The sequence below is a fragment of the Bradyrhizobium sp. Ec3.3 genome, assembly GCF_000472925.1.
Lineage (GTDB): Bacteria > Pseudomonadota > Alphaproteobacteria > Rhizobiales > Xanthobacteraceae > Bradyrhizobium.
Window position 1 is genome coordinate 13841 of record NZ_AXAS01000077.1, and the last position, 16575, is coordinate 30415.

Sequence of the window (16575 nt, forward strand, 5' to 3'; positions counted from 1 at the left end):
ATTCCATGTTTTGCAGGCGAACTGCCGCGCGCTTGGCGTGCGCGACGGCGATTCTCATCGGCGGGCCGCTCATGCTGGCCGCGCAGGCCCAGACCCTAACCATGCGCAGCGCGCTGACGCGCGCGCTGGCCGCCAGCCTACGGCTGACGGCCGCCGAGCGCGACGTCGGCATCGCCACCGGCCAGCGCATCCAGGCGGGCGCGCTGCTCAATCCCGAGCTTTCCTACGAGCAGGACAATTCCTTCGGCTCCGGCATCTACCGCGGGACAAAATCGGCCGAAACCACGCTCCAGATCAGCCAGGCGTTCGAGTTGTTCGGCAAGCGCGAGGCACGCATCGCTGCGGGTAGCGCCGGTGTCGAGGTCGCCGCGATCCAGCGCAAGGCTGTCAGGCTCGAGGTGCTGTCGGAGACGGCGATCGCCTTCCTCAGTGTGCTCGGCGCCCAGCGCCGCATCCAGATCCTCGACGAGCAGGTCGCCGCGATCGATCGCCTGACACCCCTGCTCCGCCGCCGTGTCGAGGCCGGCGCGTCTTCACCCGCAGAGACCGGCCGGGCCGAGGTCGCCTCCGCGCTGGTGAAGGCCGACCGCGAGCGCTTCAAGGCGACGCTTGCCAGCGCCCGGCGCGAGCTCGCCCTGCTGATGGGCGATCCCACGCCGAAATTCGCCGACGTCTCCGGACGGCTTGACGCCATGGGCCGTCCGCCCTCGTTTCAGTCGGTGGTTGCCGCGATCGACGCCAACCCGCAACTTGTGCGCTGGACCGCAGTCTACGCCCAGCGAAATGCCGAGCTGCTGCTGGCGCGGTTGAAGCCATATCCGGACGTCCGGATCGCCGCCGGCTGGCGTCATTTCAACGAGACCAATGACGACGCGGTACGCCTCACCGTCTCGGTGCCGATCCCCGTGTTCGACCAGAACCAGGGCAACATCCTCTCGGCGCAGGAAAGTCTCGCCAGGACGAAAGCCGAGCGCGAAGCCAATCGCAACGCGTTGATCGTGATTGCCGGCCGCGCCTACGACTCGCTGCAAGGATCGCTGCGCGAGCTCGCGATATTGCGCGAGGCCGCGATCCCGAAGGCCCAGGAGGCCGCCGAGGCGATCTCGCAGGGCTACGGCCAGGGCCGCTTCACGCTGCTCGAGGTGCTCGATGCGCAGGCAAGCATGACGCAGGCGCGGCTGCGCGAGCAGGAAGCGCAGCAAAATTTCCACGCCGCGGTCGCGACCATCGAAGGTCTCGTCGGCAATCCCTTCACGCTCGCCCGGGAGAGCGCCAGATGAAGACATCCTCAACCATCCTCGTGGCTCTCATCACCGCCGCGCTCGGCGCCTATGGCTATGCCATGCTCGCACCCGCCAGGGTCGAGACGACGGAGCAGGCGCACGAGAAGAAGCCGGCGAACGAGCATGTCGAGCAGGACGAGCATGGCGCCGACCGCATCAGGATCTCCGACGTCAAGCTCGCCGCCGCGGGCGTCGCGCTCGCGGAAGCCGCAAGCGCGACGCTGACCGACACCCTCTCCTTCAACGGTGTGCTGCGCGCCAACCAGGAGGCCGTGGTGCAGGTGACGCCGCGCTTCCCCGGCATCGCCAAATCGATCCGCAAGCGGATCGGCGATACCGTCGCCAGGGATGACCTCCTGGCATCGATCGAAAGCAACCAGAGCCTGACGGCCTATGATCTCAAGGCGCCGATCGGCGGCACGATCATCGACCGGCAGATCTCGCTCGGCGAATACGCCTCCGAGCAGAAGCCGGCCTTCGTCGTCGCCGATCTCTCCACGATCTGGGTCGACCTCTCGATCTATCGCCAGGACATCAAGCGCGTGCGCCTCGGCGACGAGGTGCTGATCGATCCCGACGACGGCCGCGGCGAGATCAGGGGCGCGATCTCCTATCTGGCCCCGGTCGGCGTCAGCGAGACCCAGACCGCGCTGGCGCGCGTCGTGCTGGAGAACGCCGACGGACGCCTGCGGCCGGGCCTCTTCGTCAGCGCGCGGCTGATCCTCGCCGCGCGCAACGTCGCCGTGGCGGTTCGAGCCAGCGCCATCCAGACGCTGGAAAACCGGACCATCGTCTTCGTCCGCGAGGACGGCGACAAGATCGAGGCCCGCCCGGTCGAGCTCGGCGAGTCCGATCCGCGCTACGTCGAGATCAAGGCGGGGCTGTCGGCCGGCGAGCGCTACGTTGCCGAAAACAGCTTTGTCGTGAAGGCGGAGATGGGCAAGGGAGACGCCGATCATGATTGAACGCATCCTCGCCTTCTCGCTTCAACAGCGCTGGCTGGTGGTTCTCCTCTCGCTCGTGGCCGCGATCTTCGGCGTTTGGAATTTCACGCGTCTGCCGATCGATGCGGTCCCTGACATCACCAACGTCCAGGTCCAGATCAATACGAACGCCCCAGGCCTGTCTCCGCTCGAGGCCGAACAGCGCATTACCTTTCCGATCGAAACCGTCATGGGAGGCCTGCCAAGGCTCGACTATACGCGCTCGATCTCCCGCTATGGCCTGAGCCAGGTCTCGGTCGTGTTCCAGGAAGGCACCGACGTCTACTTCGCCCGCCAGCTCGTGGGCGAGCGCATCCAGCAGGTGAAGGATCAACTGCCCGCCGGGACCGAGGTCGCGATGGGACCGATATCGACCGGTCTCGGCGAAATCTACATGTACACGGTCAGTGCCGAGCCGGGCGCGAAATCCGCGAGCGGCCGCGAATACACGCCTACCGAACTCCGGACCATGCAGGACTGGATCATCAAGCCGCAGCTCCGCACCGTTCCTGGGGTGGTCGAGGTCAACTCGATCGGCGGCTATGAACGGCAATTCCACGTGCTTCCAAACCCGGGCCGGATGATGGCCTACAATTTCGGCTTCCGGGATGTGCTGAGCGCCCTCGCCGCCAACAACGCCAATGTCGGCGCCGGCTACATCGAGCGCAACGGCGAGCAATATCTGGTCCGCGCGCCCGGCCAGGTCGCAACGATCGAGGAGATCCGCGACATCGTGATCGGCTCCCGCGGCGGTGTGCCGGTTCGCGTTCGCGACGTCGCCGACGTTCAGGAAGGCAAGGATCTGCGGACCGGCGCGGCATCCGTGGACGGCAAGGAGACCGTGCTGGGCACCGCGATGCTGCTGATCGGCGAGAACAGCCGCTCGGTCGCGCAGCGGATCGCGGCCAGGCTTGGCGAGATCGCCAAGTCGCTGCCGGACGGCGTCGTCGCGCGGGCGGTCTATGACCGTACGCATCTGGTGGAAGCGACGATCGAGACCGTTCAGAAGAACCTGCTGGAGGGGGCCGCCCTCGTCATTGCCGTCCTGTTTCTCGTTCTCGGCAACATCCGCGCGGCGCTGATCACCGCCTGCGTCATTCCGCTCTCGATGCTGCTGACGATCACCGGCATGGTCGGAGCCAAAGTCAGCGCCAATCTGATGAGTCTGGGTGCAATCGATTTCGGCATCATTGTCGACGGTGCCGTCATCATCGTCGAAAACTGCCTCCGCCTGCTTGCGCAGGAACAACACACGCGCGGTCGTCTGCTGTCGCTCACGGAGCGGACCGAGACGATCCGGGCGGGCGCCAGCGAGGTGATCCAGCCGAGCCTGTTCGGCACGCTCATCATCGCCGTGGTCTATCTCCCGGTCCTGACGCTGACCGGCACCGAGGGCAAGATGTTCACGCCGATGGCGCTCACGGTGCTGATGGCGCTGGCCGGCGCGGCCCTGCTGTCGGTCACCTTCGTTCCTGCCGCGATCGCGATCCTGGTCCGCGGCAAGGTCTCGGAGAAAGAAAATATCTTCATGCGAGCGGCGAAGCGGATCTACGTTCCGCTTCTCGACCGGGTCATCCGTCACCGTGTCGGCGTAGCCCTCGCCTGCTTCTTCGTCGTTGCCGGCAGCCTGGCTGCGGCAACCCGGATGGGCGGCGAATTCATTCCCAGCCTTGATGAGGGAGACGTGACGATCGAGACGCTTCGGATCCCCGGCACCAGCCTGACGCAGAGCGTGGAGATGCAGCTCCGGCTCGAGCGCGCGCTCAAAGAGGTCCCCGAGGTCGCCACCGTGTTCTCCAAGCTCGGCACCGCGGAGGTCGCCAACGATCCCATGCCGCCCAACGCTGCCGATACCTACGTCATGCTGAAGCCCAGGGAGCAATGGCCGGACCCCGGCAAGTCCAAGGCTGATGTCGTCGAGGAGCTCGATCGCGTCGCCAACACGCTGCCGGGCTCGAGCTACGGCATGACGCAGCCGATCCAGATGCGCTTCAACGAGCTCATCGCGGGCGTACGCAGCGACGTCGGCGTCAAGATATTCGGCGACGATCTCGACATCCTGCTTGGAATTGCGCAGCAGGTGCAGTCCGTCCTGCGCGGTATCAATGGCGTAGCCGATCTGAAGACCGAGCAGGTCGCGGGCCTGCCGATACTCACCGTCAAGCTCGACCGTCAAGCCTTGTCGCGTTATGGCCTCAGCGTCGGCGACGTGCAGAGCGTCGTCGAGATCGCGGTCGGCGGGAAGCCTGCCGGCAAGCTCTACGAGGGCGATCGCCGTTTCGATATCGTCGTTCGCCTGCCGGAAAACCTGCGTGCCAACCTTGATGCGATCAAGGCCATTCCCATTTCCCTGCCGCCCGGACCGGAGGGTGCGGCACTGACCAGGACGGCATGGGCGGGCACAACCGGCGCGCCGCTACGCTACGTACCGCTCTCCTCGGTGGCCGCCGTAGAGATTGCGCCGGGTCCCAACCAGATCAGTCGTGAGAACGGCAAGCGCCGCGTCGTGGTCGCGGCCAACGTCCGCGAGCGCGATCTGGGCTCGTTCGTCACCGAGGCGCAGGATGCTGTTGCGCAGAAGGTCAAGCTGCCGCCCGGCTACTGGATCGGCTGGGGCGGCCAGTTCGAGCAGCTTGTCTCGGCGACCAAGCGGCTGACCATCGTCGTGCCGGTGGCGCTGCTGCTGGTGTTCCTCCTGCTGTTCATGAGCATGGGGTCGGCGGCGGATGCGCTGCTGGTCTTCAGCGGCGTGCCGCTGGCGCTCACGGGCGGTATCGCGGCGCTGCTGATGCGCGGCATCCCGCTGTCGATCAGCGCCGGCGTCGGCTTCATTGCACTGTCCGGCGTCGCCGTGCTCAACGGCCTCGTCATCATCGCGTTCATCGAGCGGCTGCGGAGCGAGGGCAAGCCTCTCGTCTTGGCCGTCCGCGAAGGCGCCCTGACACGTCTGCGCCCGGTGCTGATGACCGCGCTGGTCGCCTCGCTTGGCTTCGTGCCTATGGCGCTTGCGACCGGCGCCGGCGCCGAGGTGCAGCGGCCGCTCGCGACCGTCGTGATCGGCGGCATCATCTCCTCGACCGTGCTGACGCTCCTGGTCCTGCCGGCGCTCTACGTGCTGTTCCGTCGTGACGGCGTCCGCGAAACGCCTAAAATGGGTTCTGATTTGGCGCACGCCGATTCCGGGGAGCGGTAGACGTGGACAAGCACGACCACCATGCCGGCCATCATCACCATGACCACCACGACCATGCCGGGCACGACCACGGTCATAGCCACGGCCTTGGCCACGGTGCGCATGTCCACGCGCCCGCAAGTTTTGGCAGGGCGTTTGCGATCGGCATCTCGCTGAACACCGCGCTCGTCATCGCGCAAGGCGTCTACGGCTACGTCGCCAATTCCACCGCCCTGCTCGCCGACGCCAGCCATAATCTCAGCGACGTGCTCGGCCTCGTCATGGCCTGGGGTGCATCGGTTGCGGCCAGGCGCGCGCCCACGGGCCGCTTCACCTACGGCTTTCGCGCCTCGACCATCCTTGCGGCCCTCGCGAACGCCGTCTTCCTCCTGGTCGCGACCGGCGCGATCGGCTGGGAGGCGATCCTGCGCCTGCGCGAGCCTGAGCCGGTCGCCGGCGTCACGGTGATGATCGTCGCCGGCATCGGCATCCTCATCAACGGCGCGACCGCGATGCTGTTCGCGAGTGGCCGCAAGGACGACATCAACATCCAGGGCGCGTTCCTGCACATGGCGGGAGACGCGGCGGTCTCGCTCGGCGTGGTCATCTCGGCGGCGCTGATCATGTGGACGGGCTGGCTCTGGCTCGATCCGCTGGCGAGCCTTTTGATCTGCGCCGTCATCCTCTGGAGCACGACCGGCCTCTTGCGCAGCTCGATCGACATGTCGATGGCCGCCGCGCCGCGGGGCACCGACCTCGACGCCATCAAAGCCTTGCTGATGCAGCGGCCCGGCGTCTCCGATATTCACGACCTGCACGTCTGGCCGATCTCTACCACCGAGACGGCGCTGACCTGCCACCTCGTCATGCTGGGCGGTCACCCCGGCGACGCCTTCCTGATGGAGACCGCGCAGCTCCTGAAAACCTCGCACCGGATCGGCCATACGACGATCCAGATCGAGACCGGCCAGGACAACGGCTGCGCGCTGGCGCCCGACAACGTGGTGTGACGGCGCGTCGTCTGGAGGCAACGGGCACACCCGCATCCCCACCGTCATTGCGAGCGCAGCGAAGCAATCCAGACCGTGTCCGCGGAAAGATTCTGGATTGCTTCTCTACGCTCGCAATGACGAATACGGACAAGCCGTGTTGCTACGCCGCCTTCGCCGTCACGATCCAGATCGCGCCCGGTAGCGCCACCGACTGCCCCTCGACGAATGGCGCCAGCGCTTCGCGGATCGAGCCCTTGGCGGCCTCAACGGTCTCCGGCGGATGGCCTTGCAGCGCGCGGCTGGCGGGGCCGATTTGAAGAGAGCCGTCGACGGCCGCGTCCAGCCCGCCACCGATCGCGATGTCCATCGCAAGGTTATGCGGCTCCATGGCGACGTCCGCGAAGCCGGCGCCCTTCAGGATGCGCATCACGCGCTCTTCCGAGGCAAAGGCGAACGGACCGGGGTCCTCCGGACCGACCGGCGGCATCTTGGGCACGTGTTTGTAGACCGCCATCAGCGGCGTCATCATCCAGGGATTTTCGCGCGGCTCGCGCCAGCAGATGAAGGCGAGCCGCCCCGAAGGTTTCAGCGCGCGGCGCAGGTTGATGAACGAGACAATTGGGTCGGCAAAGAACATCACGCCGAAGCGCGATGCGAGCAGATCGAAGCTCGCCGGCTCGAACGGATAGACTGTTGCATCCGCCAGCACGAAATCGAGCGGCAGGTTCTTTGGCGAAAGCGCCTGCGCCTGCGACAGCATCGGCTCGGACACGTCGAGCCCGAGCGCAAAGCCATTCGGCGCCACCGCCTTCGCAAATGCGACGGTGGTCGCACCGGAGCCGCAACCGATATCCAGCACGCGTTCACCCAGCTTCGGCTTCGCCCGGTCGATCAGGATGTCCGCAATCGGCCCGAGCAGCGTCTCCTGCACCGCATGGCGATCCGCCCAGCGCTGCCCGCCCGGTCCGTTCCAATAGGCGATCTGGTCGGCGTTCTCTGCGTGTCCGCTTGGCAATTCCATCACGGCCTCTATGTCTCCCATTGGCAAGCTGCCCTCCGCCTCGCAATTGCGCGCAGTCACACGCATGGGCAGCCCGTGTGCAGGACGTAGCGTAATTTTCTGCGACGGCCAAACTTTGGCGTCCGGCAACAGCTCCATGTCGAAGCGATGCACCAGTGCCGCGAGCACGATCGTCGCCTCCTGGAGCGCGAAGGATGCCCCGATGCAGATGCGCGGCCCGTTGCCGAACGGCAGATAAGCAAAGCGCGGGATCGCCGCGCGTGCCTCGGTCAGGAAGCGCGACGGATCGAACGCGTCGGGCTGCCGCCACAACAGCTGGTGCCGATGCAGCACGTAAGGCGCGATCACGATCAGGGAGCGCGGCTTGATCTTGAGGCCTCCGAGCGTATCCGCCCCCTCGGCCATCCGGCTCAGCGCCGCGATGGGCGGGTAGAGCCGCAGCGCCTCCTCGACCACGGCACGGGTCACGACCAGCCGTTCCGCAAGCCCCTCGACCGGCCCGGCCAGTTCGCGCCCCGCCTCCTCGCGGACACGCGCACGCCAATGCGGCGCTTGTGACAAGAGGAACATCGACCAGGCCAGCGTGTTGGCCGTCGTTTCATGTCCCGCCGACAGGAAGGCCAGGATGTTCGATCTGACCTCGGCGAGCGACATCGCGCGCCCGGTCGCAGGATCGAGCGCGCGGAGCAGCAGCGTCAGGAGATCGGAAGGCGCCTCGCCCGCAGAGAGGCCGGCAAGCCGCAATTGCCGCGTTGCGATGATCTGGTCGATGATCCCTTCGAAATAGGCCATCGTCCGACGCAGACGGCCGCGCCCGGGCCGCGGCACGGATTGCGGCAGGCCGAGCAGATCGAAGGCGCCAATCCGGCCGATCACCGTAAAGTAGGCGCTCATCGCAGCTCGGAATTCGTCGTAGTCGCCACCAATGCCGTCCGAGAAGATGGTCAAGGCGAGCACGTTCAGCGTGATCAGCGTCATCTCTGCCGCGACGTCGACGGTTGTCCGCGGCCCCAGGGTGCGCCATCTCTCCGCCAGCTGGTCGGCCGCCGCCAGCATCGCGGAGGTGAAGGACGTGACCGTGCGCCGCGCAAACAGCGGCGCCAGCGCTCGCCGTTGCATCTCCCAACGCTGGCCCTCGACGCTCAACAGCCCATCGGCAAGACCGCTGGCGAGAATGCGGCGCTGGATCGGGTCCTTGCGGTAGTTGCCGGCATTGTCGACCAGCACATGCTTGATGGCTGCCGGGTCATGCACGAGGACGGCGTCGGTAAAGGGCAGCCTGACCTTCGCGATCGGCTCGCGAAAGAATTCTGCACTCCAGCATTCCAGCGGATTTCGTTTGAGCGCCGCGAGCAGCGGAAACAACCGCAGCCGCTCTTCCGGCGGACAGGGCGCCGGCGGGCAATAACTCTCCGAAACTCCCAAAACGGAAACAGGCATCGAACTGGCAAAAAGTCGGGAACAATATGCAGTAAAGTCTCAGCCTCGCCGGAGTTCCTGGCGGCGTCCAGCGGCAACGTGGGAAGCCCGCGGCCGAGTACCCGACTACCCAGTCAGTTGGATCGAGCGGTGCGACCGATATTCCAGCGAATGGCTTCCAGAGGGATGTGGGTGAACGCCTCGGCCAGCCGTCGCCTCCAAGGTTGCTTCACCGTCGAGAGCCTCCCCTCCAGATGCGCGGCCTTCTCGCGCGCTGCCACAGTTTCGACGTTGGCTTTGAGCAATTCGGCCAGCAGCTTGTTCGTGCGGTTGCACTCTCTCTCGAAGTCGGACCGATGGCTGCCGGCAATAGCCTTCATCTCCAGGAGATCGGCCTGCAACGTGGCAATGTGCTCCTTGAGGGCGGTGACCACCTGGTGACCGGCCGGAGCTTGGGAGGTGCGTGTGATGGGCGAATGGCTGATTTCGGTGAGATCGACGTGAACCAGGGTCTTTCCATCATTCGAGCGAGACCGGGGAAACCGGTGTCGCTTCACCAGCGATCTGGCTGCCTCAGGCGATATCCTGAGTCGCTCGCCTAGCTCGGCATAAGTCAGCATCTCGACGGGCATGATGGCTACTCCCGGCCGGTCGGGCGGTCACCGCCCGAACAACGAGACGCACGATAGCAGCCCCGAGTTAACGAACGGTTTACTATGCCTGCGGGTGATGTCCGCTTGGCCGATGGAGTATCTCTGGCAACTTGGTCGGAAAGCCCGGGTGCCGAAATGACAAGAGGCCGCCAAGCGGCAGCCTCTTCGATCACCTCGGCGAGCAGCTTCATGAATGTCACGCGCGCGGTACGCCGTCCGACGGTGATAAGCGGTGAGAGGACCGAACCACCGACCCGCGCCAGCCTGGATCATTCGGCTGCCAGCGAGGCTCCTGTTCGCTTCGCAAGAACGCGGCGAAAGTCCGCCGCCAGCTCGTCATAGTAGCGAGCAAGCTCCTCATAAAAAGCCTTTCCGGCCTGGTCGCTCGCTTCTTGGGCTGCTTTCATGCAGTGAGCGGCTTTGGACTCGTACCTTTCCAGCTTGATGCGAAGATCACTCATCACGGCGATACTCCACGCTAATGACGGGAGCTGGAACGGTGGTTCGGGCGGAGATCGAAAAGATGACCGAACGAAGGCAATTTTGGACCGGTCGGGGGCCCTTTCTGGGCGTCCGGCGCGCTGGGCTATGAGCCAAAGCGCGTTTGCCGCCATGCGGGGGTTTTAGGAAATGGCGTAGATGAACCCGCACGCTAGAGGTGAACACGCCAGATTCGAGAGGCCCCGAGCAAGCGAGCCCGGCGACAATATCGCCGATAAACCAGCTCTAGCAGCGCCAACATTGGCAAACTCCTCCTTTTACCCTGATGTGGATATTGGCCGTCCAGCGCACCGATTTATGTGATGTCGATCACAATTGGGACTTTGCGCCAATGCCATGCTCCGACTACTCTGTTCGCATTGCGATTTGGGGCTGCAATGGGCGCGTTTCGGATTTTTGTATTTTGGTTGGTTGCAATCTGTCTCGGCTGCGGATCGGCGCACGCGGAAAAGCGCGTCGCCCTGGTGATCGGCAATTCCGCCTACAAGAGCGTACCCAAGCTGACCAATCCGGTGAACGATGCCACCCTGGTCGGCGGTATGTTCAAGAAGGCCGGGTTCGACGCGGTCGATGTCAGGCTTGACGTGAGCGCGGCGGACATGCGCCGGGCGCTGCGCGAGTTCGCTGGCAGAACGCGCGATGCGGAGGTCGCCGTCATCTATTATGCGGGGCACGGCATCGAATTGGACGGGGCCAACTACTTGATCCCAACCGACGCGATGCTGGAAACCGACGGCGACGTGCTCGATGAGACGGTCGCGCTCGATCGAGCGCTCTTCGCGGTGGAGCCCGCCAAGCAGCTTCGCCTCGTCATATTGGACGCCTGCCGCGACAATCCCTTTGCCAAGACCATGAAGCGCACGGTGGCCGCGCGCGCCATTGGACGCGGGCTCGCCAAGGTCGAGCCGACCAGCCCGAACACCATGATCGCCTTCGCCGCGAAGGCCGGCTCGACGGCCTCGGACGGTGATTCCAAAAACAGCCCGTTTGCGGCGGCCCTTGTTGATCGTCTCCCCACGCCCGGTCTCGACCTACGCAAGGCCTTCGGCTTCGTGCGCGACGACGTCCTCAAGAACACCGGCTACAAGCAGGAGCCGTATGTCTACGGCTCGCTGGGCGGTGACGACGTGCCGCTGGTGCCGGCCAGGCCGGCAGCAGCGCCGGGCCCGCAAGCCAATCCCCAGGACAGCGTGCGCCGCGACTATGAGCTGGCGCTCCAGGCGGGAAACCGGGACGCATGGGAAGCATTTTTGCAGGCTTATCCGGACGGGTTCTATGCGGGCCTCGCCCGCGCGCAATTGAAGAACGTCGCCGCCGAAGAGGCGCGCACGGCTGCCGCCGAGAAGGCGCGCCAGGCTGAGGAGGCAAAGGCGCGGCTCGCCGCTGAGCGCGCCAACAAGGCCGAGCAGGAGAAGGCGGCCGCCGCCAAGGCTGCCGAGGACGCCCGGCTTGCCGCCGAGAAAGCCAAGCAGGCCGAGGCGGCCAAGGCGGCCGCAGCCGAGCAACGCCGGAGGGAGGCCGAGGCCGCCGCGGCGAAGGTGCTGGCCGACAAGCAAGCGGCCGAGAAGGCACTTGCCGAGAAGCTCGCGAGCGACAAGGCCGCTGCCGAGCTGGCCGCCAAGCAGGCTGCCGAAAAGCAGGCTGCCGAGAAACAGCAGATCGCCGACACCGCGCAGAAGGTCGCGGCTGTCGCACCAACCTCATCGCAGCCGAGCCTGTCTCCGCAAGAGGCTGCGAAGCTGGTGCAGTCCGAACTGCGCCGCGTCGGCTGTCTGGCGTTGCCGGCGGACGGCGACTGGAATACGTCATCGCAACGCTCGCTGACGCTGTTCAACAAATATGCGGGAACGAAGTTCGACGCAAAGCTTGCGAGCTTGGATGCACTGGACGCAATCAAGGCCAAGCAGGGACGGGTCTGCCCTCTGGTCTGCGACCACGGCTTCAAGGCCGACGGCGACGCTTGCGTGAAGATCACGTGCCGCGCCGGTTATCGCATCAACGACGACAACGAATGCGAGAAGGTTCAGGACAAGAAGCCGGTTGCAACCCGCGAGGATGCCAACAAGCGAGACGCGGAGCGAAAACAGATCGAAGCTGCACCTGCGAAGCCGTCTGCATCCGGTCAAATGATTTGTAACAATGCGGGCTGTCGGCCGGTAAAGTCTGGCTGTCGGCTTTCTAGCGGCCCGAGGTATGGACATGGGGGCATGGCTGTCCCGGAAATTGAAGTGTGTAACTGAGCGGCGGCAGAGACGAGCGACCCCTCTGCGGATCAGGCACCGTAGCTCGCCTCGACAAGCCCGCCCTCCTCGTCCGCTGGGCTTCGGCGTGGCAGCCTGCCTCGCTGCGCGAGCGAAGGCTGGTGGGCGGTCACGGATTCGAACCGCGGACCCTCTCGGTGTAAACGAGATGCTCTAACCAGCTGAGCTAACCGCCCCTCGCCGCCTCTTTAGCCCCAGGCCCCCCGGAGGGGCAAGGGCCGAACGTCAACGCATATCAATCAATCCCTCGGCCGTCCCGGCAGCCCCGGCACGGCGTCGATCCACACCGCCGCCGATTGGCACCAGATCTGGCGGCTGGGCCGCAAGGCCTCGCGCTGGCGGATGCTACCCCAGCGGATGCCCCAATCGTCGGCTTCCGTGCCCTCGCCGCTGGTGAACAGCGGGGAGCCGCAGTCGCCGCAGAAATGCTGGAAGCGCATCCGGCCGTTGTCGCCGCGCTTGCCATAGACCCTGGGCTTTCCGCCGGTCAGCCGGATGGTTTGCCCGGAGCAGATCGCGGTCACCCGAAAGGGAGACCCGGTCAGCGTCTGGCAATCGGTGCAGTGGCACACCGAGACGGCCTCCGGATCGATCTCCGCCGCGTAGCTGACTCGTCCGCAATGGCATTGTCCGTCGATCTGCATGCCGCGCTCCCGAAACAAAAACGGCGCCCGAAGGCGCCGTTTTAACATCTTTGGCGGTCTCAGTGAGCGGTCAGGCCGCCGGCGGCTTCGTCGCCGTCCGGCTTCACCGTCACCTTGGTGTCCTCTTCCCAGACGATCGGCACCGGCTTCTTCACCAGCGCGCGGGCGACGACGTCGTCGAGCCTCGAGACCGGGACGATATCCATGCCGCCCTTGATCGCATCGGAAATTTCCGTGAGATCCTTGGCGTTGTCCTCGGGGATCAGCACCGTCTTGATGCCGCCGCGGGCGGCAGCCAGGAGCTTCTCCTTCAGACCGCCGATCGGCAGCACGCGGCCGCGCAGCGTGATCTCGCCGGTCATCGCGACATCGTGGCGGACCGGGATGCCGGTCATGACCGAAATGATCGCGGTGGCCATCGCCACGCCCGCGGACGGGCCGTCCTTGGGCGTAGCGCCCTCCGGCACGTGCACGTGGATGTCGCGCCGGTCGAACTGCGGCGGCTCGATGCCGTAGTTGATCGCCCGCGAGCGGACATAGGACGCCGCCGCCGAGATCGACTCCTTCATCACGTCGCGCAGATTGCCCGTGACCGTCATCTTGCCCTTGCCGGGCATCATGACGCCTTCGATCGTCAAGAGCTCGCCGCCGACGTCCGTCCAGGCAAGGCCGGTGACGATGCCGACCTGCGGCTCGCTCTCGATCTCGCCGAAGCGATACTTCGGCACGCCGAGGAACTCTTCCAGAGTCTTCTCGGTGACCTTGACCGACTTCTTCTTGGAGATCATCAGCTCCTTCACCGCCTTGCGGGCGAGTGTCGACAGCTCACGCTCAAGATTACGCACGCCCGCTTCGCGGGTATAGCGGCGGATCATCAGCAACAAGGCGTCGTCGTCGATCGACCATTCCTTGGAATCGAGGCCATGCTTGGCGATCGCGTTCGGGATCAGGTGCTTGCGCGCAATCTCGACCTTCTCGTTCTCGGTGTAGCCCGCGATCCGGATGATCTCCATGCGGTCCATCAGCGGCCCCGGAATATTGAGCGTATTCGCGGTCGTGATGAACATCACGTTGGAGAGATCGTAGTCGACCTCGAGATAGTGGTCGTTGAAGGTCGCGTTCTGCTCGGGGTCCAGGACCTCGAGCAGCGCCGAGGACGGATCGCCGCGGAAATCGGCGCCCATCTTGTCGATCTCGTCCAAGAGAAACAGCGGGTTGGACGACTTCGCCTTGCGCATCGACTGGATGATCTTGCCGGGCATCGAGCCGATATAGGTGCGGCGATGACCGCGGATCTCGGCCTCGTCGCGCACGCCGCCGAGCGAGACGCGCACGAATTCGCGCCCCGTCGCCTTGGCGATCGACTTGCCGAGCGAGGTCTTGCCGACGCCGGGAGGCCCGACCAGGCACAGGATCGGACCCGTGAGCTTATTGGCGCGCGACTGCACCGCAAGATACTCGACGATGCGGTCCTTGACCTTCTCGAGCCCGTAGTGATCGGCATCCAGAACGGCTTGCGCGGCCTCCAGGTCCTTCTTGACCTTGGACTTCTTGTTCCACGGGATCGACAGCAGCCAATCCAGATAGTTTCGCACCACCGTCGCTTCCGCGGACATCGGCGACATCTGGCGCAGCTTCTTCAGCTCGTGCTGCGCCTTCTCGCGCGCTTCCTTCGACAGCTTGGTCTTGGAGATCTTCTCTTCGAGATCAGCGAGCTCATCGCGACCATCGTCGTCGCCGAGCTCCTTCTGAATCGCCTTCATCTGCTCGTTGAGATAGTACTCGCGCTGGGTCTTCTCCATTTGGCGCTTGACGCGCGAGCGGATGCGCTTCTCGACCTGCAGCACCGAGATCTCGCTCTCCATCAGCCCCAGCACCTTCTCCAGGCGCGAGGTAACGGACAGCGTCTCCAGGATTCCTTGGCGATCCGCGATCTTGACCGCGAGATGCGAGGCAACGGTGTCGGCGAGCTTGGCGAAATCGGTGATCGCCTGCACGACGCCGACGACCTCGGCCGAGATCTTCTTGTTGAGCTTCACATAGCTCTCGAAGTCGGACACGACCGAGCGCGCCAGCGCTTCGGCCTCGACCGATTTCGCATCGGTGTCGGCGAGCGCAACGGCGGTTGCTTCATAATAGTCGGCGCGATCGGTATACTTCTCCACGCGCGCGCGCTCGAGCCCTTCGACCAGCACCTTCACGGTGCCGTCGGGAAGCTTCAGGAGCTGCAACACGCTGGCGAGCGTACCGGTCTCGTAAATCGCATCGGGCGCCGGATCATCGTCGGACGCGTTCTTCTGCGTCGCGAGCATGATCAGCGCGTCGTTCTTCATCACCTCTTCGAGCGCGCGGATCGATTTCTCGCGACCAACGAAGAGCGGCACGATCATGTGCGGGAAGACGACGATATCGCGCAGCGGAAGCACGGGATAAGCGTGCGCCTCGCCGTGAACGATGGTTGGCCGGGGTTTGGGACTGGTCATGGCCTTTTCCTTTTGCTTTGCCCCCTTGCACGCAGCCCGCTGTAGCTAGCGCAACCGCCACAAGGTGCCGAGGTGATCCGCAAAACCAGTAGGCCCTTAAGCTTGGACCGGCCTTGCCAGATCGAAGTGAGGCGAATCTTGAAGAGAATTCCTGCTCGCCGTTGACACTAAGGTGGCTATCGACCCGGGGGGTGTCAAGCCATTGAAAAATGCGCGCCATTCGGCGCCTACGCACGCGGGACGAGCGACGCAACACCGGCTGCGGATACATGTTCCGCAGCCGTCAATTCGAGAGGTTCGAAGGCTCAGACCAGCGCCGTTCAGGCGCTGGCATTCTCAACCGCGCGATCGGAGCGATCGGCGTAGATGTAGAGCGGGCGCGCCGTGCCTTCCACGACCTCGCGGGAGATCACGACCTCTTCCACACCTTCCAGGCCCGGCAAATCGAACATGGTCTCGAGCAGGATTGCCTCGAGGATCGAGCGCAGTCCGCGCGCGCCGGTCTTGCGCTCGATCGCCTTGCGGGCAACCGCGCCAAGCGCCTCGTCGGCGAAGGTCAGCTCGATGTTCTCCATCTCGAACAGGCGCTGGTACTGTTTGACCAGTGCATTCTTCGGATCGGTCAGGATCTTCTTTAGCGAGGTCTCGTCGAGGTCCTCGAGCGTCGCAACGACCGGCAGACGGCCGACGAACTCGGGGATGAGGCCGTACTTCAGGAGATCCTCGGGCTCGACGTGGCGGAAGATCTCGCCGGTGCGGCGGTCTTCCGGTGCCATCACCGAGGCACCGAAGCCGATCGAGGTCGACCGGCCGCGCGCCGAGATGATCTTCTCGAGGCCCGAGAAGGCGCCGCCGCAGATGAACAGGATGTTGGTGGTGTCCACCTGCAGNAACTCCTGCTGCGGATGCTTGCGGCCGCCCTGCGGCGGGACCGAAGCCACCGTGCCTTCCATGATCTTCAGCAGNGCCTGCTGCACGCCCTCGCCCGACACGTCGCGGGTGATCGAGGGNTTGTCGGACTTGCGGCTGATCTTGTCGATCTCGTCGATGTAGACGATGCCGCGCTGCGCGCGCTCGACATTGTAGTCGGCGGCCTGGAGCAGCTTCAGGATGATGTTCTCGACGTCCTCACCGACGTAGCCGGCTTCGGTCAGCGTCGTCGC

General features: G+C 65.0%; 11 protein-coding genes, 1 tRNA gene and 1 pseudogene. 5 read left to right on the top strand and 8 right to left on the bottom strand.

Features of this window, described 5'->3' with window-relative positions:
- The first annotated feature begins 5 nt into the window (after positions 1 to 5).
- The 4 genes from ihpA to YUU_RS0140985 are packed head-to-tail and all read left to right on the top strand — an operon-like array spanning position 6 to position 6448.
- Positions 6 to 1280 carry a divalent metal ion exporter subunit IhpA gene (gene ihpA / locus YUU_RS0140970; protein WP_027527438.1) on the top strand — a complete coding sequence of 425 codons (1275 nt, stop codon included), beginning with the start codon at positions 6 to 8 and terminating at the stop codon, positions 1278 to 1280.
- A complete protein-coding gene (ihpB, locus tag YUU_RS0140975; RefSeq protein WP_027527439.1) occupies positions 1277 to 2248 on the top strand; it encodes a divalent metal ion exporter adaptor subunit IhpB in 972 nt (323 codons plus the stop codon). The genes ihpA and ihpB overlap by 4 nt, the downstream gene beginning before the upstream one ends.
- On the top strand, positions 2241 to 5459 hold the full coding sequence (locus tag YUU_RS0140980) for an efflux RND transporter permease subunit (RefSeq protein WP_027527440.1): 3219 nt from the start codon (positions 2241 to 2243) through the stop codon (positions 5457 to 5459). Before ihpB ends, YUU_RS0140980 begins: the two co-directional genes overlap by 8 nt.
- 2 nt (positions 5460 to 5461) lie before the next feature.
- On the top strand, positions 5462 to 6448 hold the full coding sequence (locus YUU_RS0140985) for a cation diffusion facilitator family transporter (RefSeq protein ID WP_027527441.1): 987 nt from the start codon (positions 5462 to 5464) through the stop codon (positions 6446 to 6448).
- Between the two features lie 142 nt (positions 6449 to 6590).
- On the opposite strand, the gene YUU_RS0140990 is transcribed toward YUU_RS0140985, so the two are convergent.
- The 4 genes and pseudogenes from YUU_RS0140990 to YUU_RS59490 form a co-directional block, all read right to left on the bottom strand.
- Positions 6591 to 7451, bottom strand: a complete 861-nt coding sequence (locus YUU_RS0140990) for a class I SAM-dependent methyltransferase (protein WP_027527447.1) — start codon at positions 7449 to 7451, stop codon at positions 6591 to 6593.
- Positions 7452 to 7559: 108 nt separating this feature from the next.
- Positions 7560 to 8891 (bottom strand): annotated as a pseudogene (locus YUU_RS53615) (cytochrome P450); the annotation flags it as partial.
- A gap of 113 nt (positions 8892 to 9004) precedes the next feature.
- Positions 9005 to 9502, bottom strand: a complete 498-nt coding sequence (locus YUU_RS53620; protein ID WP_051390169.1) for a hypothetical protein — start codon at positions 9500 to 9502, stop codon at positions 9005 to 9007.
- 290 nt (positions 9503 to 9792) lie between these two features.
- The gene (locus YUU_RS59490) at positions 9793 to 9984 is read right to left on the bottom strand and encodes a hypothetical protein (RefSeq protein WP_156944805.1); all 192 of its coding nucleotides are present in this window, start codon (positions 9982 to 9984) and stop codon (positions 9793 to 9795) included.
- A 417-nt stretch (positions 9985 to 10401) separates the two neighbouring features.
- On the opposite strand from YUU_RS59490, the gene YUU_RS0141010 reads away from it, so the two are divergent.
- Positions 10402 to 12264, top strand: coding sequence for a caspase family protein (locus YUU_RS0141010; RefSeq protein ID WP_027527443.1), 1863 nt, complete (start codon positions 10402 to 10404; stop codon positions 12262 to 12264).
- Positions 12265 to 12384: 120 nt separating this feature from the next.
- Here the strand turns inward: YUU_RS0141010 and YUU_RS0141015 are convergent.
- From YUU_RS0141015 to clpX, 4 genes are all read right to left on the bottom strand, one after another.
- Positions 12385 to 12461 (bottom strand) — tRNA-Val (locus tag YUU_RS0141015).
- A gap of 63 nt (positions 12462 to 12524) precedes the next feature.
- Complete coding sequence (locus tag YUU_RS0141020) at positions 12525 to 12929, bottom strand: GFA family protein (RefSeq protein WP_027527444.1); 405 nt, start codon at positions 12927 to 12929, stop codon at positions 12525 to 12527.
- A 59-nt stretch (positions 12930 to 12988) separates the two neighbouring features.
- A complete protein-coding gene (gene lon / locus YUU_RS0141025) occupies positions 12989 to 15412 on the bottom strand; it encodes an endopeptidase La (RefSeq protein ID WP_027527445.1) in 2424 nt (807 codons plus the stop codon).
- A 320-nt stretch (positions 15413 to 15732) separates the two neighbouring features.
- The coding region (clpX, locus tag YUU_RS0141030) for an ATP-dependent Clp protease ATP-binding subunit ClpX (RefSeq protein WP_027527446.1) at positions 15733 to 16575 on the bottom strand (843 nt) is incomplete at its 5' end.